At 60.5% G+C, this 23,784-nt stretch carries 21 protein-coding genes; 9 read left to right on the forward strand and 12 right to left on the reverse strand.

Features of this window, described 5'->3' with window-relative positions:
• Window positions 1-13: 13 nt before the first annotated feature.
• Window positions 14-1,267, reverse strand: coding sequence for a glutamate-5-semialdehyde dehydrogenase (proA, locus tag GKQ23_RS19040; protein ID WP_101505870.1), 1,254 nt, complete (start codon window positions 1,265-1,267; stop codon window positions 14-16).
• A gap of 9 nt (window positions 1,268-1,276) precedes the next feature.
• Window positions 1,277-2,380: a glutamate 5-kinase gene (gene proB, locus GKQ23_RS19045; RefSeq protein ID WP_056233831.1), complete on the reverse strand. Its 1,104-nt coding sequence runs from the start codon at window positions 2,378-2,380 to the stop codon at window positions 1,277-1,279.
• Window positions 2,381-2,626: 246 nt separating this feature from the next.
• Between proB and ompC the strand changes: the two genes are divergently transcribed.
• Window positions 2,627-3,739 (forward strand): porin OmpC, encoded by a 1,113-nt coding sequence (gene ompC / locus GKQ23_RS19050; protein ID WP_101505871.1) that lies wholly within the window; start codon window positions 2,627-2,629, stop codon window positions 3,737-3,739.
• A gap of 104 nt (window positions 3,740-3,843) precedes the next feature.
• Here ompC and crl read toward each other — a convergent pair whose 3' ends face one another.
• From crl to gpt, 3 genes are all read right to left on the reverse strand, one after another.
• The gene (crl, locus tag GKQ23_RS19055) at window positions 3,844-4,245 is read right to left on the reverse strand and encodes a sigma factor-binding protein Crl (protein WP_056233827.1); all 402 of its coding nucleotides are present in this window, start codon (window positions 4,243-4,245) and stop codon (window positions 3,844-3,846) included.
• A gap of 57 nt (window positions 4,246-4,302) precedes the next feature.
• On the reverse strand, window positions 4,303-5,553 hold the full coding sequence (gene frsA, locus GKQ23_RS19060) for an esterase FrsA (protein WP_212409160.1): 1,251 nt from the start codon (window positions 5,551-5,553) through the stop codon (window positions 4,303-4,305).
• 118 nt (window positions 5,554-5,671) lie between these two features.
• Window positions 5,672-6,130, reverse strand: a complete 459-nt coding sequence (gene gpt / locus GKQ23_RS19065; RefSeq protein WP_056233824.1) for a xanthine phosphoribosyltransferase — start codon at window positions 6,128-6,130, stop codon at window positions 5,672-5,674.
• Window positions 6,131-6,390: 260 nt separating this feature from the next.
• On the opposite strand from gpt, the gene pepD reads away from it, so the two are divergent.
• Entirely contained in the window at window positions 6,391-7,848 is a 1,458-nt protein-coding gene (gene pepD, locus GKQ23_RS19070) for a beta-Ala-His dipeptidase (RefSeq protein WP_056233822.1), read from the forward strand.
• Between the two features lie 226 nt (window positions 7,849-8,074).
• Here the strand turns inward: pepD and dinB are convergent, their stop codons facing one another.
• Entirely contained in the window at window positions 8,075-9,130 is a 1,056-nt protein-coding gene (dinB, locus tag GKQ23_RS19075; protein ID WP_056233820.1) for a DNA polymerase IV, read from the reverse strand.
• Window positions 9,131-9,351: 221 nt separating this feature from the next.
• Between dinB and dpaA the strand changes: the two genes are divergently transcribed.
• A complete protein-coding gene (gene dpaA, locus GKQ23_RS19080) occupies window positions 9,352-10,086 on the forward strand; it encodes a peptidoglycan meso-diaminopimelic acid protein amidase (protein ID WP_212409161.1) in 735 nt (244 codons plus the stop codon).
• Here the strand turns inward: dpaA and GKQ23_RS19085 are convergent.
• Together GKQ23_RS19085 and lpcA are read right to left on the reverse strand one after the other, a co-directional pair.
• Window positions 10,057-10,824, reverse strand: a complete 768-nt coding sequence (locus tag GKQ23_RS19085; RefSeq protein ID WP_056233816.1) for a class II glutamine amidotransferase — start codon at window positions 10,822-10,824, stop codon at window positions 10,057-10,059. The two genes, dpaA and GKQ23_RS19085, sit on opposite strands and share 30 nt — an antisense overlap.
• Before the next feature lie 26 nt (window positions 10,825-10,850).
• A complete protein-coding gene (lpcA, locus tag GKQ23_RS19090; RefSeq protein ID WP_101505873.1) occupies window positions 10,851-11,429 on the reverse strand; it encodes a D-sedoheptulose 7-phosphate isomerase in 579 nt (192 codons plus the stop codon).
• Window positions 11,430-11,651: 222 nt separating this feature from the next.
• On the opposite strand from lpcA, the gene fadE reads away from it, so the two are divergent.
• Complete coding sequence (fadE, locus tag GKQ23_RS19095) at window positions 11,652-14,177, forward strand: acyl-CoA dehydrogenase FadE (RefSeq protein ID WP_212409162.1); 2,526 nt, start codon at window positions 11,652-11,654, stop codon at window positions 14,175-14,177.
• Between the two features lie 176 nt (window positions 14,178-14,353).
• Here the strand turns inward: fadE and mtnK are convergent, their stop codons facing one another.
• On the reverse strand, window positions 14,354-15,553 hold the full coding sequence (gene mtnK, locus GKQ23_RS19100) for an S-methyl-5-thioribose kinase (protein ID WP_212409163.1): 1,200 nt from the start codon (window positions 15,551-15,553) through the stop codon (window positions 14,354-14,356).
• A 109-nt stretch (window positions 15,554-15,662) separates the two neighbouring features.
• On the opposite strand from mtnK, the gene mtnA reads away from it, so the two are divergent.
• A complete protein-coding gene (mtnA, locus tag GKQ23_RS19105; protein WP_212409164.1) occupies window positions 15,663-16,688 on the forward strand; it encodes an S-methyl-5-thioribose-1-phosphate isomerase in 1,026 nt (341 codons plus the stop codon).
• 187 nt (window positions 16,689-16,875) lie between these two features.
• Here mtnA and GKQ23_RS19110 read toward each other — a convergent pair whose 3' ends face one another.
• The 3 genes from GKQ23_RS19110 to GKQ23_RS19120 are packed head-to-tail and all read right to left on the reverse strand — an operon-like array spanning window position 16,876 to window position 18,715.
• Window positions 16,876-17,418 (reverse strand): acireductone dioxygenase, encoded by a 543-nt coding sequence (locus tag GKQ23_RS19110; protein ID WP_056233809.1) that lies wholly within the window; start codon window positions 17,416-17,418, stop codon window positions 16,876-16,878.
• Window positions 17,415-18,104: an acireductone synthase gene (gene mtnC, locus GKQ23_RS19115; protein WP_212409165.1), complete on the reverse strand. Its 690-nt coding sequence runs from the start codon at window positions 18,102-18,104 to the stop codon at window positions 17,415-17,417. The genes GKQ23_RS19110 and mtnC overlap by 4 nt, the downstream gene beginning before the upstream one ends.
• Window positions 18,101-18,715 (reverse strand): methylthioribulose 1-phosphate dehydratase, encoded by a 615-nt coding sequence (locus GKQ23_RS19120; protein ID WP_056233805.1) that lies wholly within the window; start codon window positions 18,713-18,715, stop codon window positions 18,101-18,103. Before GKQ23_RS19120 ends, mtnC begins: the two co-directional genes overlap by 4 nt.
• 151 nt (window positions 18,716-18,866) lie before the next feature.
• Between GKQ23_RS19120 and GKQ23_RS19125 the strand changes: the two genes are divergently transcribed.
• From GKQ23_RS19125 to GKQ23_RS19140, 4 genes are all read left to right on the forward strand, one after another.
• On the forward strand, window positions 18,867-20,027 hold the full coding sequence (locus GKQ23_RS19125; RefSeq protein ID WP_212409166.1) for a pyridoxal phosphate-dependent aminotransferase: 1,161 nt from the start codon (window positions 18,867-18,869) through the stop codon (window positions 20,025-20,027).
• Complete coding sequence (locus GKQ23_RS19130; protein ID WP_212409167.1) at window positions 20,015-20,782, forward strand: amidohydrolase; 768 nt, start codon at window positions 20,015-20,017, stop codon at window positions 20,780-20,782. The genes GKQ23_RS19125 and GKQ23_RS19130 overlap by 13 nt, the downstream gene beginning before the upstream one ends.
• Window positions 20,783-20,915: 133 nt before the next feature.
• Window positions 20,916-22,130: a CaiB/BaiF CoA-transferase family protein gene (locus GKQ23_RS19135; RefSeq protein WP_056233800.1), complete on the forward strand. Its 1,215-nt coding sequence runs from the start codon at window positions 20,916-20,918 to the stop codon at window positions 22,128-22,130.
• 18 nt (window positions 22,131-22,148) lie between these two features.
• Window positions 22,149-23,783, forward strand: coding sequence for an electron transfer flavoprotein-ubiquinone oxidoreductase (locus GKQ23_RS19140; RefSeq protein ID WP_212409168.1), 1,635 nt, complete (start codon window positions 22,149-22,151; stop codon window positions 23,781-23,783).
• Window position 23,784: the final 1 nt, after the last annotated feature.

Here is a 23,784-nt window from a genome sequence, read left to right on the forward strand (position 1 = left end):
GCTGTTAAGGCGGTCAGGCGCGCAGCGTGTCGTCGCCGAAAGCCACCCACTTATAGGTAGTCAGCGCTTCCAGCCCCATCGGGCCACGGGCGTGCAGCTTCTGGGTGCTGACCGCCACTTCCGCACCGAGGCCGAACTGGCCACCGTCGGTAAAGCGGGTGCTGGCGTTGACGTAGACCGCTGAAGAGTCAACTTCGTTGACGAAACGGTCGGCGTGGTTCAGGGTGCGGGTCAGGATCGCATCGGAGTGCTGGGTGCCGTATTCGCGAATATGCGCAATCCCTTCATCCAGTCCATCCACCAGCTTCACGTTGAGATCCAGCGCCAGCCACTCGTCGCGGTACTGAGCGTCGGTCACCGCGCTCACGGCCGCCGGGCCATTCTGCAGCAGCGGCAGCGAACGCGGATCGGCGTGCAGGGTAATCCCCTCGGCCGCCATCCGCGCGCTCAGCGCAGGCAGGAAGCTGTCAGCGATCGCCGCATCAATCAGCAGCGTCTCTACCGAGTTGCAGGCGCTCGGGCGCTGCTTCTTGGCGTTAACGATCACGTTCAGCGCCGGCTCCAGCTCGATGCTGCGATCGACATAAATATGGCACACGCCGATACCGCCGGTGATCACCGGGATGGTCGAGTTTTCTCGACACAGCTTGTGCAGCCCGGCACCGCCGCGTGGGATCAGCATATCAACGTAGCGATCCAGCTTTAGCAGCTGATTAACCAGCTCGCGATCCGGGCTTTCGATCGCCTGCACCGCGCCAGCCGGCAGCCCATGCTGCTGCAGCGCGCGTTGAATCACGCGCACGGTCGCCGCATTGGTCCGGTAGGTCTCTTTGCCGCCGCGCAGGATCACCGCGTTGCCGGTTTTCAGGCACAGGCTGGCAACGTCGACGGTCACGTTTGGCCGCGCTTCATAAATGACCCCCACCACGCCGAGGGGCACGCGGCGGCGCTCGATGCGCAGGCCGCTATCCAGCCGGCCACCGTCGATCACCACGCCGACCGGATCGGCCAGATTGCATACCTGGCGTACGTCATCCGCGATGCCCTTCAGGCGCTGCGGGTTAAGCATCAGCCGATCCAGCAGCGCGGCGCTCATGCCGTTCTGGCGGGCATCCGCCAGATCCTGCTCGTTGGCGGCCAGAATCTCCGCGCTCAGCAACTCCAGGCTGTCCGCGATGGTCAGCAGCACGCGGTTTTTTTGTTCGGTGCTGAGTACCGAAAGCTGATATGACGCGGCCTTGGCCGCTTTACCCATTTGTTCAAGCATATCTGTTCCTTAAGCCACAATCATATCGTCGCGGTGGATGGCCACCGGACCATATTCATAACCGAGAATATCGCTAATCTGCTGCGAGTGGTGTCCGGCAATCATGCGCATGGCATCGCTGTTGTAACGCGATACGCCGTGGGCGACGTCCCGCCCCTGCAGGTTGCGGATGCGGATCACTTCCCCGCGGGAGAAGTTGCCGCTGACCGAACGGATGCCCTTCGGCAGCAGTGAGCTGCCGCGCTCCAGGATCGCCACCAGCGCGCCGTCGTCGACCACCAGTTCACCGGCCGGCGGTGCGCCGAAGATCCAGCGTTTGCGGTTTTCCAGCGGGGTCTGGAAGGCGTGGAAGCGGGTGCCCACCGGATTAGCCGCAATCACGTCGCCAATCACGCCAGGGCGGCTGCCCGCCGCGATGATGGTGTCAATGCCGGCGCGGCAGGCCACGTCGGCCGCCTGCAGCTTGGTGGTCATGCCGCCGGTGCCCAGCCCGGAAACGCTGTCGCCGGCCAGCGCACGCAGCGCATCGTCAATCGCGTGCACGTCGCCGATCAGTTCGGCCTGCGGGTTATTACGGGGATCGGCGGTAAACAGCCCCTGCTGATCGGTCAGCAGCAGCAGTTTGTCCGCACCGGCGAGGATCGCGGCCAGCGCCGACAGGTTGTCGTTATCGCCGACCTTGATCTCGGCGGTGGCCACCGCGTCGTTTTCGTTAATCACCGGCACAATATGGTTATCGAGCAGCGCGCGCAGGGTATCGCGGGCGTTAAGAAAACGCTCACGGTCTTCCAGGTCTGCGCGGGTCAGCAGCATCTGACCGATATGGATGCCGTAAATCGAGAACAGTTGTTCCCACAGCTGGATCAGACGGCTCTGCCCCACCGCAGCCAGCAGCTGCTTTGAGGCGATGGTAGGGGGCAGCTCGGGGTAGCCAAGATGTTCGCGCCCGGCGGCCATTGCCCCTGACGTCACAATCACAATCCGGTGGCCTGCCGCATGTTGCTGGGCGCACTGACGCACCAGTTCAACGATATGGGCCCGATTCAGCCGACGGGATCCGCCGGTCAGTACGCTGGTCCCCAGTTTTACCACCAGGGTCTGGCTGCTGCTCATTAATTTCCTGCCATATTGTAAAAAAAGAGTGCGAAGCAACGTTTTAACAGGTGTCGCGCCGGAAACCAACAGCAAGCCTGGGAAAACGACGAAAAAGCCCTGACCACTTGCTAGTCGAAAAGTTCGTTAATAACAAGAAATGTATAGAAGTGTAATAAAAGTTTAATACGAAAAGGGTAAAACGTTCCTGCCTTGAGCAGCCCCGTGGGCCGCTTACACACTTACTCTTTCGGGATTGATAGCAAAATGAAGAAAAGCGCACTGGCAATCTTAACCGCCGCACTGGCCCTCTCCACCGCAGCTCAGGCCGCAGAAGTCTATAACAAAGACGGCAACAAGCTGGACCTGTACGGCAAGGTCAAAGGCCTGCACTATTTCAGCGACAGCGACAGCAACAACGGCGATAAATCCTACGTTCGTCTGGGCTTCAAAGGCCAGACCCAGATTAATGACCTGATGACCGGCTACGGTCAGTGGGAATACCACTTCAACGCCAACAACTCCGAAAGCTCTGATGCGCAGAACGGCAACAAAACCCGTCTGGGCTTCGCCGGTCTGAAATTCGGCCAGTACGGCTCGGTCGACTACGGCCGCAACTACGGCGTGCTGTACGACGTGGAAGCCTGGACCGATATGTTCCCAGAGTTCGGCGGTGACGGCACGGCGCGTACCGACAACTTCATGACCGCGCGTACCACCGGCGTGGCCACCTACCGTAACACCAACTTCTTCGGCCTGGTGGATGGCCTGAAGTTCGCCCTGCAGTATCAGGGTAAAAACGACGCGGGCGGCGCTAACGACCGTACCAGCGTTGCGCGTCAGAACGGTGACGGCTACGGTATGTCTGCGGTTTACGCACTGGGCGACAGCGGCGTGAGCGTCAGCGGTGCTTACACCTCATCCGACCGTACCAACAACCAGCAGGCGCAGGCTTACGGCCACGGCGATAAAGCTGATTCCTGGGGTACCGGTCTGAAGTTTGACAACAACGGCCTGTACCTGGCGGCAATCTACACCGAAACCCGCAACATGACGCCAATCAGCGGCACCAACACCGTAACCGGTGGTAGCATCAGCGGCATGGCGAACAAAACTCAGAACATTGAATTGCTGGCACAGTACCAGTTCGACTTCGGTCTGCGTCCGTCACTGGGCTTCATCCAGACCAAAGGTAAGGATATGGAGAACGGTCTCGGCAACGAAGATTTAGTGAAATACATTGATGTGGGCGCAACCTATTACTTCAACAAGAATATGAACGCCTATGTGGATTACAAAATTAACCAGCTGGATGACGACAATAAACTGTCTCTGAATACCGACGACGTGGTTGCCGTAGGCCTGGTTTATCAGTTCTAAGCGGTCAGTGTCGACCCTGTAACACCCCTCATAATGTGTCTGAACAAAGGCCGGTGCTCTCCTCACCGGCCTTTTCTTTATTCTTTTACCGCCATGCGTTGCACTTACGCGCTCAGTTTAACCGGTTGATCGGCAAACCCGGCGGCAGGTACCAGCCCCAGCTCCAGCTCGGCCAGCTGCGCCTTCAGGCGCTCATGAAACTTGCGTAACGTCTCTTCGAGGCGGGCATTATTGTCCTTACCTTTGATCGCCGTTGGCTTCCAGTTACCCTCTTTATCAAACAGACCAAAATGGTACTCATAGGTGAAGTGGTCGCTCTGTGCTTCCAGCTCCATCCACCAGCCCCAGAACTCGCGGCTCTCCGGTGCCGGTTTGACGTTGACGCAGACGGCCAGACAGTCAAAGAAGAAGCGATCGCCTTCACATTTGCCTTCACGGATGTAAGGACCTAATGAGCCAAAGCGCTTCATTAAGCGGCTCTTAGGATGTCCACTCGGTAACGTCATCGTTTTACACTCCTTGGTTGAGCCTATAGTTGTAGCAAAGTCAGCAATTTTAGCAAATCAGGCGCGTAATCGTTGCAATAACCAGTCGCCGATTTCGTTCAATCCGCGTTCAAAACCGGCCAGCGCCGGTGAGGATTTCATCTGCAGCAGCCGCCCCTGCGCCGACGAACTGACGATCAGCCGTGACTCCTCTTCCGGGCTGAACGGATCGTCGGCCCAGTAGCCGGAGAGCATCGGCGTGGTACAGCGGCGGCCCAGCAGCCCCTGCAGCTTCAGCGAAAAGCGGCTCATTTCGGTACGCAACGCGCTGTCTGAGGTGCTGGACATACCCAGGCGGCTGGCCAGCATATCCATATACATATCCGGCACCCGATCCTGCAGGCTGGCGTCACTCAGCAGGCTGTGTACCACCGGCCCGAGACAGGCCACGCCGCGCAGGCGCTGCGGTTCCATATAGGCCAGCCGTACCGCCACATTGGCGCCGAAACGGAAGCCGAATGCCGCCACCCGGGTATGATCGATCCACGCCACCCGGTCTAGCTGGCGCAGCACCTGCTGATGCAGGAAGCTGGAGTCCTGGGTCAGCCGCCATTTGGCGGAGAAGCCGACCGACGGCACGTCCAGCGTCAGCATGGCTATGCCGCGGGGCGCAAGATAGTCGTGGAATAAACGGTAGTGATCGCTCTGCAGCGAGTCGAGGTTGCCGCACAGCAGCACGGTCGGATAAGGGGCCTGCACGCCTGCGGGCATATGCAGAAAACCGGTCACCGGGCTGCCGCCGGGGATGGCAAACTCCAGCTCTTTCAGCTCGCCGGGCAGGCGGCTGGTCGCTTCCTGATAAGCACGGTTGGCCAGCAGCAGCGGTTGATCGGCCAGCACATCCTCTTTCAGGTAAGGATAGGCCGCGAGGCTGTAGAGATTCGCAGCATGCAGCCAGTGCTGGCCGGCCAGCAGATCGTCATCGCACTCACTGGCCTTCTGCTGCCACGCCGCGCCCTGGGTTGACCATTCGTAGATCCAGTTACCGCCGCGATAGCCGATCACCGTATCCAGCAGCCGATCGTCGGTGTGTTCAACGTCGCTGACCGCAATACGCGCCAGCACTTCGCTGACTTCCAGGGGTGACAGCCCGCGCCAGGTCCACAGCAGCAGGTTAATCATCCGGTACCATCCGGGGCGGTTCTCCCCATCGAGGGCAGAATGAATGTTTAACGGGCGGTGATGGTGGACACGACGCACCAGCGATGACGTTTCCGGATGTTTAAAACGCGGTTTGAACAGTTCTTCGCTGAGATTTTTCGGTGACACGGGTGGGGTCTCCTTCGGCGTGCGGATCAGACACTCAGTCTACCGCAGGCGATGGAAACAGGCGAAGCCTAAAAACAGACGCGCCCGGCATAACCGGGCGCGTTTTGACCGACATCAATCAGTTTTTAACAATCGGCGGAATATAGGCAACGCCCATGTCCCACGGCTGTTCAATCCAGGTATTCTGCGGGATATCGATAATGTAGTCGTCAACCAGCGGACGGCCGGCCGGCTTGGCGAAGATGGTAACGAAACGCGCTTTCGGGTACATATCGCGGATTGCCTGGGCGGTGCCGCCGGTATCCACCAGATCGTCAATTACGATAAAGCCTTCACCATCGCCCTCTGCACGCTTCAGCACTTTCATTTCGCGCTGGTTGTCGTGGTCATAGCTGGAGATGCACACGGTATCCACATGGCGGATGCCCAGTTCACGGGCCAGCAGGGCCGCAGGGACCAGGCCACCGCGGCTGACGGCGATAATGCCGTTCCACTGTTCAACAGGAAGCAGGCGCTGAGCCAGTTTACGGGCATGAATTTGCAGCATGTCCCAGGTGACGACGTATTTTTCACTCATAAAGAAATCCCGGCCAACGTGATTGGCTTAAAAAATGTGCAATGGGAAAAGGTTGCGCGGAATTATAGTGATCTGACGCGCTAAAAACCAGCGTCAGAAACGCGGGTAACCGCTTTTTTGGCCGAGCGAACGAAGCAGGCGGCCGCAAAGGGTGATATTCTTGCCTCATCACGCCGGAATGCCCGGCGGGAAATGTCCAACCGATCACTGCTTCACCGCCCGCTGCGGCAGGCCGGTGCTGCTGACACAGGAGAGTCATCGTGTCTGAACTGTCTCAATTATCGCCACAGCCGCTGTGGGATATCTTTGCCAAAATCTGTTCAATTCCGCATCCGTCTTACCATGAAGAGCAGCTGGCTGCGTATATCGTCTCGTGGGCCAGCGAGCAGGGTTTCTGGAACGAACGCGACGAAGTCGGGAATATCCTGATCCGCAAGCCGGCCACCCCGGGATATGAGAACCGTAAACCGGTGGCGCTGCAGGCGCACCTGGATATGGTGCCGCAAAAAAACAGCGACACGGTACACGACTTCACCAAAGACCCGATTCAGCCGTGGATTGACGGCGAGTGGGTCAAAGCGCGCGGCACCACGCTGGGCGCGGATAACGGTATTGGCCTCGCTTCGGCGCTGGCGGTGCTGGCCGACAGCCGCGTCGAGCACGGCCCGCTGGAGGTGCTGCTGACCATGACCGAAGAGACCGGCATGGTCGGTGCCTTCGGTCTGCAGGCCGGCTGGCTGCAGGCGGATATCCTGATCAACACCGACTCTGAAGAGGAAGGCGAGATCTACATGGGCTGCGCGGGCGGCATCGACTTCACCACCACCCTGCCGCTGACCCGGGAAGCAGTGCCTGCCGGTTTCCAGACGCTGAAGCTGACGCTGAAGGGCCTGAAAGGCGGCCACTCCGGCTGTGATATTCACGTCGGCCTCGGCAACGCCAACAAGCTGCTGGCGCGCTTCCTGTTCGCTCACGCGACCGATCTCGACCTGCGCCTGATCGACTTCACCGGCGGCACGCTGCGTAACGCCATCCCGCGTGAGGCCTTCGCCACGCTGGCGCTGCCGGCCGGCAACGCTGACCAGCTGAAGGCGCTGGCGGCAGGCTACCTGACCACCCTGCAGCACGAGCTGAGCCAGGTTGAGAAAAACATCACCCTCGTCACCGAGGTGGTGGCGAGCAGCGAACAGGCGCTGACCGCGCAGAGCCGTGATGCGTTTGTCGCGCTGCTGAACAGCACGCCGAACGGCGTGATCCGCAATTCTGACGTGATGAAAGGCGTGGTGGAAACCTCACTGAACGTCGGCGTGGTGGCCTTTGAAGGTGACAGCGCGAAGATCAACAGCCTGGTACGCTCGCTGATCGACAGCGGAAAAACCTACCTGGTGGAAACGCTGACCGCGCTGGGCCAGCTGGCCGGAGCAAAAACGGTGGCCAAAGGCAGCTATCCGGGCTGGGAGCCGGACGCGACTTCGCCGGTGATGGCACTGGTACGCGATACCTACCAGCAGCTGTTCAACAAAACGCCGAACATTCAGGTGATCCACGCCGGCCTGGAGTGTGGCCTGTTCAAAGAGCCGTACCCGGAGATGGATATGGTCTCCATCGGACCGACCATTACCGGCCCGCACTCGCCGGATGAGCAGGTGCATATCGCCAGCGTCGATCTCTACTGGCAGCTGCTGACCGCGCTGCTGAAGGCGATCCCGGCGAAGTAAGCCCTACCGGCGCGGAACCTGTCTCTGACACTCCGTGCCGGCTACTTTAGCCACCGCAGGGCGGCTACAGATTTTTCGCTTAGCGCCCTGCTCTCCCCGCCCCTGCTTTACGCTGTTGTGTCCCTGCTGCAGACTATCCGCATTCATGCCAGCGAGCCCCAGGCTGCAAACCACCCACTTTATGCTACGCCTCACCAGCAGAACGGTTCGATGCATCGGCGATCGTCTACAGTCCCAACAGCAGTTGCCGCTCCAGCTGCGGGTCCAGCAGCGTGACGTGCAAACCGACCAGCCTGACGCCGCGCCCTGCGCGCCGCTCGTGCCAGGCTTTCTCCGCAACCGCAATCAAATCGTCTTTGTTCAGCACCGGCCAGACGTGTTCCTGGGTGGTGAGCTGGAAATCGTTGAACTTAAGCTTAACGCCCTGGCGGGCGATCTGGCGATCGGGCCGGATCTGCTGCAACCGCCGCTCCAGTTCATCATACAGCCGGTCAATCACCGGCAGGCACGCCTGCCATTCATGGATATCTTCCGACAGCGTGCGCTCCACCCCCAGCGACTTGCGCTGGCGCTCCACCACCACTTCACGCTCGTCGAGGCCGTTGCTGCGCTCCCACAGCACGCGGCCAAACTTACCAAAGCGCTTTAGCAGCGTCGCAAGATCGGTTTTCTGCACGTCTGCGCAGGTATACAGGCCCAGCTCTTCCAGCTTGCGCGCCGTCACCTTGCCGACGCCGGGGATCTTCGCCAGCGGCAGGCCGAGCAGGAATGCGGGCATCTCTTCCGGAGTGATAATGAACTGCCCGTTCGGTTTGTTGATATCGGAGGCGATTTTGGCGAGAAACTTGATCGGCGCCACCCCGGCGGAGGCGGTGAGATCCAGCTCACGCTGGATGGTCTGGCGGATCTCACGGGCGATCAGCGTGGCGGAGCCGTGGCAGTGCGGGCTGTCGGAGACGTCGAGATAGGCTTCATCCAGCGACAGCGGCTCCACAAGCGAGGTATAGCGCGAGAAGATATCGCGGATATGGCTGCTGGCCTCTTTGTAAGCGTCATAGCGGCCGGGGATCACCCGCAGATGCGGACAGAGCTTCAGCGCCATCGCCGTGGACATGGCGCTGTGCACGCCATATTTCCGCGCCGGATAGTTCGCGGTGCTGATCACGCCACGCTGGGTCTGGCTGCCGCCGATGGCGATTGGGATCTCGCGCAGGGTTGGATCGTCGCGCATCTCCACGGCGGCAAAGAAGCAGTCCATATCCACGTGAATGATTTTGCGCATATCCCCTCCGACAGTACTGGATAAGTATACAGCCATATTAAGCAAATTCAATCCGGCCCCGATCGCCGTCACATCCTCGCCGGAAAAGGTTTTTATTCTTCGCAATCTTGCTAAAAAAATGGACAATGCTAATGTGTCGCTGCGATAGCGGAATTGTCCGATATTGTCAGTACCGACGCCTGCGGGCGTTGCTTTCCACCCCTCTTTTCAAGGGAAACAGAATGGCCAAAATCGCACTGCTGTTTGCGATGATTTTTATGCCCGCCGTGGTCTTCGCCAGCGCACCTGACGTGATCACGCCGCTGGCACCGGTAAGCAAAGAGTTAAAGAAACAACTGCTGGGTACGCCAGTGTATCTGCAAATCTTCAAAGAAGAGCGCACGCTGGAGCTGTACGGCAAAATTGGCAACGAATTCCGCCTGCTCGACAGCTATCGCATCTGTAATTTTTCCGGTGGTCTCGGGCCGAAGCGCGTGCAGGGCGACTTTAAAAGCCCGGAGGGCTTCTACAGCGTCGGACTGTCGCAGCTGAAGCCTAACAGCCGCTTTTACCGGGCGATTAACACCGGCTTCCCGAATGAATATGACCGCCAGCAGGGCTATCAGGGCAACTACCTGATGATCCACGGCAACTGCGTGTCCGTCGGCTGCTACGCGATGACCGATGCTTATATGGACGAGATCTATCACTACGTGGAAGCGGCGCTGCGCAACGGCCAGCAGCGCGTCGAGGTCAGCATCTATCCGTTCCGCATGACCGACAGCAATATGCAGCGCCACCGCTATTCAACCTATATCAACTTCTGGAAACAGCTGCAGCCGGGTTATGCGCACTTTGTGCAAACCAAACAGCCACCAGTGGTGGCCGTTAGCGACGGAAAATACGTGTTGAGCCGCCCGATGATGAACGGCCCGGAAAGTAACAACTCAGCCCTCGCGCTCACCCAGACAAAATAGCGCCCACTCACCGGGTTCAATTTTGTTCCAGCTCTCATTGGCCGTCAGCGGCTGGGTGGCAATCACCGTGACCACGTCGTTCGGCGTGGTCTGCTTCTGAAAATCAATCTCCACGTCCTGATCCAGCAGCTTGGCCTTGCCAAACGGCGCACGCCGGGTGACCCAGAACAGATTGGTCGAGCAGAACGCCATCAGATAGCGGCCGTCCGACAGCAGCATATTGAAAACGCCCTTCTCACGCAGCTCTGCGGCCAGCTCGGCGATATAGCGGAACACCGCCGGCCAGTTGCCCGGCGTGCGCGGATAGCGCGTGGTCAGCCTGTGCAACAGCCAGCAGAAAGCCAGCTCGCTGTCGGTTTCACCGATCGGACGGTAGCTGCCGGTTTCCAGGTTTTTATAACCCTTCAGCTGCCCGTTGTGCGCGTAGGTCCAGTTACGCCCCCACAGCTCGCGGGTAAACGGATGGGTATTTTCCAGCGACACCTCACCGCGGTTCGCCTGGCGAATGTGTGCCACCACCGAATGGGACTTGATCGGATATTCCTGCACCAGCCGCGCAATTGGCGACTGGAAGCTCGGCTGTGGATCTTTAAATGTGCGGCAGCCTTTCCCTTCATAGAAGGTAATGCCCCAGCCATCCTTATGCGGACCGGTTCCGCCCCCGCGCTGAACCAGCCCGGTAAAGCTAAAACAGATGTCCGTCGGGACGTTTGCACTCATCCCGAGCAGTTCGCACATAGTCTTACCTCAAGAAAAAACGGAAGTTATTTAACCATCTCTTTTTCGATCAGCAGCATCAGGATATGGATCACCTTAATGTGGATCTCCTGGATGCGATCGGCGTAGCCAAAATGCGGTACGCGAATTTCAATATCCGCCGTACCGGCCATTTTGCCACCGTCTTTTCCGGTCAGGGTGATCACTTTCATCCCCTTCGCACGGGCCGCCTCAACCGCTTTGATAATGTTCGCGGAGTTGCCTGAGGTGGAAATGCCCAGCAGCACGTCACCTTCACGGCCTACCGCTTCCAGGTAGCGCGAAAAGACATAGTCATAACCAAAGTCGTTACTGACGCAGGAGAGGTGGCTGACGTCAGAGATGGCGATCGCCGGGTAGCCCGGGCGGTTTTCGCGGTAGCGGCCGGTCAGCTCCTCAGCAAAGTGCATCGCGTCACAGTGCGAGCCGCCGTTACCGCAGGACAGCACCTTCCCCCCGGCCTTGAAGGAGTCAGCCAGCAGCACCGCCGCCTGCTGGATGGTTTGGATATTGGCGTCGTCACTCAGAAACGTATTCAGCGTGTCTGCCGCTTCATTCAGCTCAGCGCGGATGATGTCCTGGTACATAGGGATGTCCTTTATGAGGTAAGAGTTACCCAATAAGTTTATCAAGTTGCCGGTAAGGCGAAAAGCGATCTCCCCGGCGGCAGGGCGGATTAGCCGCAAGGGCGGCGGCTTTGTGAGCCAGGTTGTAATTATTGTGTAAACAGATTGCGTCATTTCTCCTGCTGAACTAAATATAAAGCAACTGGTATGACCTCTTACTTCTTGCGACATGGAGCACTCATTATGATGGTTCTCAGTATCGTGGCGACAATCGTATTGATTAGCGCCCTGTTCTACCACCGCATCAGCCTGGCAACCGCCAGCCTGATCCTGCTGGCGTGGACCGCCGTGCTCGGCCTGGTCGGGCTGTGGACGCTGTGGCTGCTGTTGCCACTGGCGCTGCTGCTGCTGCCGTTTAACCTGCTATCGCTGCGCCAGTCGCTGTTCAGCAAACCGATGCTGGGCACCTTCCGCAAGGTAATGCCGCCGATGTCGCGCACTGAGAAAGAGGCGATTGACGCCGGTACCACCTGGTGGGAGGGCGATCTGTTTCGCGGCACGCCGGACTGGAACAAGCTGCACGCCTACCCACGGCCGGTGCTGACCGCCGAAGAGCAGGCGTTTCTGGATGGCCCGGTGGAAGAAGCCTGCCGGCTGGCCAACGACTTCAGCATTACCCACGAAATGGCCGACCTGCCCCCCGAGCTGTGGGCATACCTGAAACAGCACCGTTTTTTCGCGATGATCATTAAGAAAGAGTACGGTGGGCTGGAGTTCTCCGCCTACGCCCAGGCGCGGGTGCTGCAGAAGCTGGCCGGCGTTTCCGGCATTCTGGCGATTACCGTTGGCGTGCCTAACTCACTGGGCCCGGGCGAACTGCTGCAGCATTACGGTACGGAAGAGCAGAAAAAACACTATCTGCCGCGACTGGCACGGGGCGAAGAGATCCCCTGCTTTGCGCTGACCAGCCCGGAAGCCGGCTCCGATGCCGGGGCCATTCCCGATACCGGCGTGGTCTGCATGGGCGAGTGGCAGGGTGAGCAGGTGCTGGGCATGCGCCTGACCTGGAACAAACGCTATATTACCCTGGCGCCGATCGCTACCGTGCTCGGGCTGGCGTTTAAGCTCTCTGACCCGCAGCACCTGCTGGGCGAAACCGAAGAGCTGGGGATTACCTGTGCGCTGATCCCGACCGGCACGCCAGGCGTGGAGATCGGCACCCGCCACTTCCCGCTTAACGTGCCGTTCCAGAACGGCCCGACCCGCGGCAACGATATTTTCGTGCCGATCGACTTCATTATCGGCGGCCCGGCGATGGCCGGTCAGGGCTGGCGCATGCTGGTTGAGTGCCTGTCGGTTGGCCGCGGCATTACCCTGCCCTCCAACTCCACCGGCAGCCTGAAGAGCATTGCGCTGGCCACCGGCGCTTACGCGCATATTCGTCGCCAGTTCCGTCTGCCGATCGGCAAAATGGAGGGGATTGAAGAGCCGCTGGCGCGCATCGCCGGTAACGCTTACGTGATGGACGCCGCCGCTACGCTTATCACCAGCGGCATTATGCAGGGAGAAAAACCGGCGGTGCTGTCGGCGATCGTCAAGTATCACTGCACCCACCGCGGCCAGCGGGCGATCGTCGACGCGATGGATATTGCCGGCGGTAAAGGCATTATGCTCGGCAGCAGCAACTTCCTTGCCCGCGCCTATCAGGGCGCACCGATCGCCATTACCGTGGAAGGGGCGAATATTCTCACCCGCAGCATGATTATCTTCGGCCAGGGGGCGATCCGCTGCCACCCTTACGTGCTGGAGGAGATGGCGGCCGCGCAGAGCAACGATCTGGTCGCCTTTGACCGGGCGCTGTTCCGCCATATCGGCCACGTGGGCAGCAACAAGGTGCGCAGCCTGTGGCTGGGGCTGACCGGCGGGCTGACCAGCGTGTCGCCAACCCGTGATGCCACCCGCCGCTACTATCAGCATCTGAACCGCATCAGTGCCAACCTGGCTCTGCTCTCCGACGTATCAATGGCCTCGCTGGGCGGCAGCCTGAAACGCCGTGAACGCATCTCGGCACGGCTGGGGGATGTCTTAAGCCAGTTGTACCTGGCCTCTGCGGCGCTGAAGCGCTATGAGGATGAGGGACGCAACGAGGCGGACCTGCCGCTGCTGCACTGGGGCGTGCAGGATGCGCTTAACCAGGCGGAAATCGCCATCGACGCCCTGCTGCGCAACTTCCCTAACCGGCCGATCGCCATGCTGCTGCGCGGGGTGATCTTCCCGCTCGGCCGCCGCTGCCGTGCGCCGTCTGACCAGCTTGACCACCAGCTGGCGCGCATTCTGCAGGTGCCTTCCGCTACCCGCAGCCGGCTGGGTCGTGGCCAGTATCTGGCCCCGGGTGAAAATAACCCGGCCGGTCAGCTGGAACAGGCGCTACAGGACGTGATGGCCGCCGAAGCGATTCACGATCGCCTGTGCAAACAGCAGCAGCAACACTTCTCCTTTACCCGTCTGGACGCGCTGGCCGCCGAAGGGCTGGCGGCTGGCTGGGTCACGCAGGAAGAAGCGGAGGTGCTGATTCGTGCAGAAACCAGCCGCCTGCGCTCAATCAACGTCGATGAGTTTGCCGCCGATGCGCTGGCAACCCAGCCGGTAAAGCGCGAGCAGCAGCCGAAAACGGCACAGGGAACGGCGAAAGAAACGACAACAGGCGTGGCGACGGGGACAGGAACGACTGAGCAAACGACTGCAGGACGTAAAACAGAAGCGGCCTGACTGCCTTAACGCTACGTGAAGCGAAAGCGCCGTTACCCTCTGAGTACAACGTGGGAGCAGCAGCCTGTACTGAGGTTGACGAATAACAGGAGCGGCTCGAGAGCCTGATGACATAATCAACGGCCCCGGCAGATGTTCACCCTGAAGGTGACGTTTGCCGGGGCCGTTTTGTTGATTCAGCCGTTCTGGCGAATACGCATAATCATCGCGTCGATATCCGGCACGTGGTTAGCCAGCAGGATCAGGCTGCGGCCCAGCGTAATAGCCTGACGCACGCACTCGACGCGCATCGCTTCATCGCCGATGCTCTTAATATCCGCCACCTGCGACATACCAACGGTGCGGCGAATCAGTTCGGTACCGCAGAAACCGATGGTATCGCGCCACACCTTCTGCAGAAACTCACGGGCGTAGCCCGGATACGCCAGCGCCCGGTCGCGGCTTTTCTCCGCCGCCAGCGCGAGGAAACCTTCGCTGAAGCTCAGCCACACTTCCCGCACGTCAGCCAGGCGTTTCTCGCGCCCGTCCGCCGCTTCGCGTGGCGGCAGCAGCCCCGGCAGCGCGCAGTAACCGATCAGCAGATTGCCCAGTGCGGTACCGATATCAAAACCGATCGGGCCGTAGAAGCCAAATTCGGCGTCAATCACCTTCAGGCTGCCCTCGGCGACAAAAATCGAGCCGCTGTGGATGTCACCATGCAGCAGCGCTTCGGCATGAGAGAAGAAGCGGTGCTTCAGCCCGGCCACGGCAATTTTCAGCTCTTCATCGTAACGCAGCGACGCCGCCAGGCGCTCCAGCGCTCGCGGGTAGGCGTTGCGTTCGTGCTGTTCGTAAGGTTCGTTGAAGAACAGCTCTTCGGTGATGTCGCACAGCTCCGGGTTGGTAAAGCGGATCACTTCTGCTTTCTTCTGATGCGGGTGCTGGAAGAAATCAGAGGTGTGGAACAGCGTCTGCGCCAGATACTCGCCCAGCTGCGTTGCCGCCTGCGGATACTCAACGCCTTTGACCAGCTCCCCGCGCCAGATGGCGTGATCGGAAAGATCTTCCATCACCATCACCGCCAGATCCGCATCGTAGTGCAGGATCTTCACCGTATGCTGCGGGCAGAACTTACCGTGTTCGATCAGCGTTTCCGCTTCCAGCCGGGCGCGATCGAGGGTCAGCGGCCAGGATTCGCCAACGCAGCGCACGTACGGCAGCGCCTGCTTGACGATCACCCGGCTGACGCCGTCGGTGTCGAAAATCTTGAAGACCAGGTTGAGATTACCATCGCCCACTTCCAGCGAATCCACCAGCTGGTGTGGATGTTCCACGCCGCCAAACTGGCGGGCATATTCCACGGCATCCGCGGCGGTGAAAGTACGGTATTGCGACATTACCTGATCCTCATCTTGCAAAATCGTTGTTATAAGCCGTTCAGACGTCTATACATCCATGTTGCATGTTGGCACAATATGGCGCATTAAAGCAACCGGGATTTCATTCATGCAGACACTCACCACCACCAGCCTTCAGGTTCGCGACAATCAGCTGTTGATCCTCGATCAGCAGGCCCTGCCCCAGCAAAAAATCTGGTGCCCGACACCGGACGTGGCCACGCTGGTCGGCCATATTAAAACCCTGCGCGTGCGCGGGGCGCCGCTGATTGGGCTGTCCGCCAGCCTGCTTCTGGCGCTGCTGGCCGAACAGGGGATGTCCCGAACCGGGCTGGCCGAGGCGCTGGAGGTGCTGCGCGCCTCACGCCCGACGGCGGTGAACCTGATGAACAACCTTGACCGTATGAAGCTGGCGCTGGCGCAGGACGACCACGTCAACGCGCTGGTGAGCGAAGCGCTGCGGCTGATTGAGGAAGACAAGGCGCTGTGCGAACGCATCGCGGCGGCCGGCAGCCCGCTGATCGTCGCGGGCAGCCGCCTGCTGACCCACTGCAACACCGGCGGCCTGGCGACCGCAGGCGTCGGCACGGCGCTGGGGGTGATCGCGCGTGGTTATACAGAAGGCAGGGTGGCCAACGTCTGGGTGGATGAAACCCGTCCGCTGCTGCAGGGTGGCCGCCTGACGGCGTGGGAACTGGGCGAGCTGGGCGTGCCTTATCAGCTGATCTGCGACTCGATGGCCGCCACGCTGATGGCGCAGGGCCAGGTCGATGCCATCTGGGTCGGCGCTGACCGCATTGCGGCTAACGGCGACGTCGCCAACAAAATCGGCACCTACAGCCTGGCGGTGCTGGCCCACTATCACCGCGTGCCGTTCTACGTCGCCGCGCCGCACACCACGCTGGATCGCGGCTGCCCGAACGGCGCGGCGATTCCAATCGAGCAGCGTGACGCCCGGGAAGTCACCGGCGTGGCCGGCAGCTTTGGTGACGTGCAGTGGGCACCGGAGAATGCGCAGGTTTATAACCCGGCGTTTGACGTTACCCCCGCCGCGCTGATTAGCGGCTGGGTGCTGGACACCGGCGTGGTGACGCCGGAAGAGGTGACGGCAGGCGCGTTTCAGCCGCGCGGCTGACAGGGACGGGAAGGGTGCAAAGCCCGGCTGTCGTTTATGCCGGGCAGCCAGCAAATAAAAAACCCGGCTCAGGCCGGGTTTTTCGCTTCAGATGCGGGCAGCCTCTGCCCGCCAGAAAAACAATCTGCACGGACCTCACGAGCAAAGCCGAATGTCTTCGTCCTTCAGCCCGGTTTGCTTTCCATAATCAGTCCAGACGCGGATAAGCATCGGCAATGTTGTCGCCGGTGAAGTTAGCGATCCAGCCTTCCTGGTTATCGAAGATGCGGATCGCGGTGAAGTGCGGCGACGATCCCATATCGAACCAGTGCGGAATGCCGGCCGGCACCGAGATCAGATCGTTCTTTTCACACAGGATCTGGTAGATATGCCCGTCCAGATGCAGGCAGAACAGCCCGGCGCCCTCAACGAAGAAGCGTACTTCATCTTCGCCATGGGTATGTTCGTTGAGGAACTTGCTGCGCAGCGTCTCTTTCTGCGGGTTATCCGCGCGCATGCTGATCACGTCCCAGCTCTGGTAGCCTTTCTCGGCCACCAGGCGATCGATAGCGTGCTGATACGCCTTGATTACCGTGTCGGAATCCGGGTTTTCACCCAGGTCGCGGTCGGCTTCCCAGCGCTCAAAACGGACTTCTTTAGCATTAAGTTTGGTGGCGATCTCTGCGGCATCGGTGCTGTGCCACACCGGGGTGGTCGCTTCGGTATCGGTAAAAATAGTCAGTGCACTCATGAGTTCAACAGCTCCTGGTTAATCTGATCAAAACCTGAAACCTGGCGATGGCGGCTCTCATTATCCGCTTCGCCACGGATTAACTGAATCGTCTGCCAGCCCGCCTGCTCTGCGGCATCCAGCTCCTGATGAATATCAGACAGGAACAGCAGCTGGCCGGTCGGCAGACCAATCTGGCTGGCGATGTTGCGGTAGGACTCCACCTCGCGCTTGGCACCGACGTGGGTATCAAAGTAACCGCTAAACAGACCGGTAATATCACCCGCGTCGCTGTAGCCAAATAACAATTTCTGCGCAGCTACTGAGCCGGATGAATAAACATACAGCGCCACACCCTGCTGCTGCCACTGTTTCAGCGCCGGCAGCACGTCTGCATACAGGTGGCCGGTAAAGCTGCCGTTCAGGTAGCCGTCACGCCAGACCATCCCCTGCAGCGCCTTCAGCGCGGCGGATTTACGATCCTGATCCATATAACCGAACAGCACGTCTATCAGCGACTGTACGTCGGCGTCAGGCTGGCCGCTTTCGGCACGCAGGTCGTCAAGCGCCTGCGCGACTGCCGGTTGCGCCTGGTTGGCGAGGATAAACGCCGGCAGGTTTTCGCGGGCGTAAGGGAACAGCACGTTGTGTACGAAGCGGATGTCGCTGGTGGTGCCTTCAATATCGGTGATAATTGCGCGGATCATCTGGCCTCCAGCAGGCGGCGCTGCAGCTCGCACTGGAACAGGAATTCCAGCCCTTCCAGATGGCGGCGCGCTTCGTTAACGTCTTTGCCCCAGCAGGTCAGGCCGTGGCCGCGCAGCAGGAAGCCGTAGCGCAGCGGCGTATGGGCGGCAAACTGTTCAATACGCTGCGCCAGGCCGTCGATGTCCTGATCGTTGTCAAACAGCGCGATCGGCACGCAGTCGAGGTGCGAGTGCTGCCCGGCGAGGGTTTTCTGCATCTCGTAGCCCTGCAGCTCCAGCGCCGCGCCCTTCTCCACGCGGGAGAGCACCGTGGAGTTTACGGTGTGGGTGTGCAGCACAGCACCGGCCTCCGGGAACAGGCGATAAATCAGCGTATGCAGCCCGGTTTCCGCTGAGGGTTTGCGTCCGGACGGCACGCGGTTGGTAGCGATATCGACCTGGATAAAGTCATCGCGGGTCAGGCTGCCTTTGTCTTTGCCGGACTCGCTCAGCAGGCAAAACTCGGCATCCTGGCGCACCGACATATTGCCACCGGTGGCCGGGGCCCAGCCGCGTTCGCCAATCCAGTGACAGGCGCTAACCAGCTGATCTAACTGAGAGTGTTGTGTCATATTTTTCCTTTCTACCTCAGACACTACTGACGGCTGTCTGTTACATATAGCCGTCTAAGCGTCTTGATTGCCAAAAAATCATCTCGTGTTATATTGGCAGAAATAGCGGATTAACACATCAATTTACTGCGTTGTAAAAGGGTTATCATTTATGAGCCGGACGTCGTTTACCCCAGAGAGCAAACTGCCTGCGCTGGGCACCACCATTTTTACCCAGATGAGCGCTCTGGCGCAGCAGCACAACGCCATTAACCTGTCGCAGGGGTTCCCGGACTTTGACGGCCCTGACTACCTGCAGCAGCGCCTGGCCCACCACGTCAGCCAGGGCGCTAACCAGTACGCACCGATGATCGGCGTGGCCCCGCTGCGTGAAGCGATTGCCAGAAAGACCGCCGAACTCTACGGCTACCGCCCGGATGCCAACACGGAAGTGACCGTCACCACCGGCGCCACCGAGGCGCTGTTTGCGGCGATTACCGCGCTGGTGCGCCCGGGCGATGAAGTTATCTGTTTCGACCCGAGCTACGACAGTTATGCGCCCGCCGTGGCGCTGGCCGGCGGCGTGATGAAGCGTATTGCGCTGCAGCCTCCGGCCTTTAAGGTGGACTGGGCGGAGTTTGCCAGCCTGCTGTCGCCGAAAACCCGGCTGGTTATCCTCAACACGCCGCACAACCCGTCCGCCACCGTCTGGCAGAAAAGCGACTTTGCCGCGCTGTGGCAGGCGATTGCGGAGCAGGAAATCTACGTGCTGAGCGATGAAGTCTACGAGCACATCTGCTTTGACGCCGCCGGCCACGCCAGCGTGCTGGCACACCCCCAGCTGCGCGAGCGGGCGATTGCCGTCTCCTCGTTCGGCAAAACCTTCCATATGACCGGCTGGAAAGTCGGCTACTGCGTGGCACCGCCGGTGCTGAGCGCCGAGCTGCGCAAGGTGCATCAGTACCTGACCTTCTCGGTGAACACCCCTGCGCAGCTGGCGCTGGCAGATATGCTGGAACAGCACCCGGAACACTACCGTGAACTGCCCGAGTTTTACCGCGCGCGTCGCGACCGCTTTACCGCCGCGCTGGCCAACAGCCGTTTTAAGATTTTGCCGTGTGAAGGGACCTATTTCCTGCTGGCTGACTACAGCGCCATCTCCGATCTGGATGACGTGGCCTTCTGCCAGTGGCTGACCCGAGAGGCCGGTGTGGCAGCGATCCCGCTGTCGGTGTTCTGCGCCGACGCCTTCCCCCATAAACTGATCCGCCTGTGCTTCGCTAAGCAGGAAGCCACGCTGGACGCTGCCGCGGAGCGCCTGTGTCAACTTTAGAAATTACCGTACTGCAACAACCGCTGACATGGATGGACGGCGCCGCTAATCTGCGCTTCTTTGACCAGCTGCTGGCGACGATCCACGGCCGCGACCTGATCGTGCTGCCGGAGATGTTTACCACCGGCTTCGCGATGGAGGCGGCGAAAAGCTCACTGCCGGAGGCGGAGGTGATAACCTGGCTACAGGCGAAAGCCCGCCAGACCCGCGCGATGGTGGCAGGCAGCGCGGCGATCCAGGTAGAGAAAGGCGCGGTCAACCGCTTCTTCCTGGTGGAGCCGGAAGGCAAGGTCCATTTCTACGACAAGCGCCATCTGTTCCGCATGGCCGGCGAGCACGAGCACTATCTGGCCGGTGAACGCCGCGACGTGATCGAATGGCGCGGCTGGCGCATTCTGCCGCAGGTCTGCTACGACCTGCGCTTCCCGGTGTTCTCCCGCAACCAGAACGACTACGACCTGGCGCTGTACGTCGCCAACTGGCCGGCACCGCGCGCGCTGCACTGGCAGACGCTGCTGCAGGCGCGGGCGATTGAGAACCAGGCGTATATCGCCGGTTGCAACCGCGTCGGCAGCGACGGCAACGGCCACCACTACAGCGGCGACAGCCGGATCATCAGCCCGCAGGGTGAAATCCTCGCCGCCGGTGAACCGCACCAGCCTGCACGGCTGGATGCCACCCTGTCGCTGGAGAGCCTGCGCGACTACCGCGAGCGCTTCCCGGCGTGGCGCGACGCCGACGGCTTCAGCCTCTGACCCCGTCCAGGAGCTGGCGAGCGTTCGCCAGCCCCACTTCCTCCCTGCTTACCCCTGTCCGGGGGATAAACAACGCGCACTGAAGCGCCTACACTCGACGACGCCAGACTATCCCATTAAAAGGAGTGTCCCGATGTCCGTCAGCCCGTCTCCGCTGTTTTCCGGCCTTAAGGTGCTGGATATCGCTACCTTTATCGCTGGCCCTGCCGCCGCGACCATCCTCTCTGACTTCGGTGCTGACGTGATCAAAGTAGAGTCGCCTTCCGGCGATCCCGATCGCGTGCTGTCGCAGAACCCTAATATGCCGGCCAGCGACTATAACTACGCGTGGCAGTTGACCAACCGCAACAAGCGCAGCCTGATCCTCGACCTGAAATCCCCTGAAGCACGCGAAGTACTGGTGCCGCTGATCGAGTGGGCGGACGTGGTGGTCACCAACTACCTGCCTGAGATCCGTGAACGACTGGGGCTGACCTGGCCGGGCGTGCACGCCATCAACCCGTGGGCGATTTATGCCGATATCACCGGTTACGGCGCACAGGGGCCGGACGCCAACGAACCCGGCTTTGACTCCTGCGCCTGGTGGGCGCGTAGCGGGCTGATGAACACGCTGCGCAACGCCGACGCCGAACCGGTGATGACCCTGCCCGCGTGTGGCGACCACGTTAGCGCCACTGCGCTGTATGCGGCGATCGTCACCGGCCTGCTGATGCGCGAAAAAAACGGCGAGGGAATGCAGGTTTCCACCTCGCTGATCGCCAACGGCATCTGGACCGCCGCAGAGTATGTTGAAGGCGCGCTTAACCAGGCGACGCCGGCGCGGCAGGCGGACCGTAAAGATCCGGTAAACGCGCTCTCGAACTGTTACCGCACGGCGGACGACCGCTGGCTGGTGGTAAGCGCCTTTCAGCGAAAAGACTGGCAGAAGCTGCTGGTTGCGCTGGATGCAGAGCAGTTGGGCAGCGACGAACGCTTTGCCGACGTCGCCAGCCGTATCCGCCACACCCGTGCACTGGCCGCCGAATTCACCCGGCGCTTCGCGCAAAAAACGTTGCACCAGTGGCGGACGATCCTCACACGGCACCGGATCATTTTTGGCATCGTGCAGACCTTTCCCGAGGTGGTTAGCGACCCGCAGCTGCATCTGAACGCCTGCCTGCTGCCCTATCACGATCGCCAGGGCAGGGAACGCCTCACGGTCTCGTCGCCGTTTACCCTCAGTGGCGTTAACAAGGTCACGCCGCGCCCGGCACCGGAGTTTGGTGAACACACCGACGCCATCCTGCAGTCGCTGGGGTTTACCGCACAGCGCATCGATCGGCTGAAAAAAAATGGCGTGATTATCTGACCGAGAGGGAGCGACAACATGGAACGTGAAACCGTTGACTACGACGTAGTGATTGTCGGTGCCGGACCGGCCGGTCTGGCGGCTGCCTGCCGCATCAAACAACTGTCGCCCGCTACCAGCGTCTGCGTACTGGAGAAAGGGGCCTCCGTCGGCGCTCACAGCCTGTCCGGCGCGGTGTTTGATCCCCGCGCGCTCGCTGAACTGTTCCCCGACTGGCGGCAGCGCGGCGCGCCGCTGAATACCCGGGTGAGCGAGGACCGCTGCCTGTTTCTGACCGGCCCGCAACGTGCGCTCACCGTCCCTGGGTTCTGCATCCCGCACACCATGAAAAATGACGGTAATTACATCATTTCCCTTGGCGAGCTTTGTCAGTGGCTGGGCGGGCAGGCAGAGGCGCTGGGGGTCGAGATCTACCCCGCCACCGCCGCTACCGCGATCGTTTTCACCGCGGACGGTCGGGTCAACGGCGTGACCACCGGCGATTTTGGTCGCGATAAACGCGGCCAGCCCAAACCCGGCGTGTTTACGCCAGGCATTGCGTTGCGCGCCAGATTCACCCTGTTTGCCGAAGGCTGCCGCGGCCACCTCGGTAAACAGCTGCTGCAACGCTTTGGTCTCGATCGCGAGGCAGACGTGCAGCACTACGCCATCGGGCTGAAAGAGCTGTGGCAGGTGCAACCGCAGCATCACCACCCCGGGCTGGTGATTCATGCTGCCGGCTGGCCGCTGGACAAACACAACCCCGGCGGGGCCTTTCTTTACCACCTCGATCGGCAGCGCATTGCCGTGGGGCTGATCGTCGACCTCTGTTACCGCAATCCTTATCTGTCACCTTTTGATGAGCTACAACGGCTGAAGTGCCACCCGGCATTCAGACCTTATTTCAGCGGAGCCACCCGGCTGGGCTTCGGCGCACGGGCGCTGAGCAAAGGCGGGATCTTCTCGCTGCCAGACATGATTTTTGCCGGTGGCGCGCTGATCGGCTGCGAGCTGGGCACGCTAAATTTCAGCCGCATCAAGGGCAACCATACGGCAATGAAGAGCGGCATGCTGGCGGCGGAGGCGGTCGCCGGGGCGCTGTGCAGCGATTCACCGTCGCTGGCGGCTTATCCACAGCTGTTCAGAAACAGCTGGCTGTGGCAGGAGCTGTGGCAGAGCCGCAATTTTGGTAGCGCGCTGCACCGCTTCGGCCCGGGGTTCGGCAGCATGTTTAACTCGCTGGAACAGAATATCTTCCATGCCCGCTGGCCACTGGCACTGCATGACCGGCAGCCTGACCACCAGCAGTTACACAAGGCCAGCACCCAGCGCCCGATTATCTACCCGAAGCCGGACGGCCTGCTGACCTTTGACCGGCTCAGTTCGCTGGATCTCGCCAACGTCAGCCACGCGGAAGACCAGCCGGTCCACCTGCTGCTGGATGATGTGACGATCGCCACCGGCAGCAACCTGACTGACTACGCCGAACCGGCGCAGCGCTACTGTCCGGCCGCGGTGTATGAGTTGGTCAGCGATGAACAGGGAAAACAGAGTTTGCAGATCAACGCGCAAAACTGCCTGCACTGCAAAACCTGCGAGATTAAAGATCCTGCGCAAAATATTCACTGGCAGCCGCCCGAAGGCGGCGGCGGCCCCAACTATGGCGATATGTAAA

Source organism: Erwinia sp. E602, assembly GCF_018141005.1.
Taxonomy (GTDB): Bacteria; Pseudomonadota; Gammaproteobacteria; order Enterobacterales; family Enterobacteriaceae; genus Erwinia.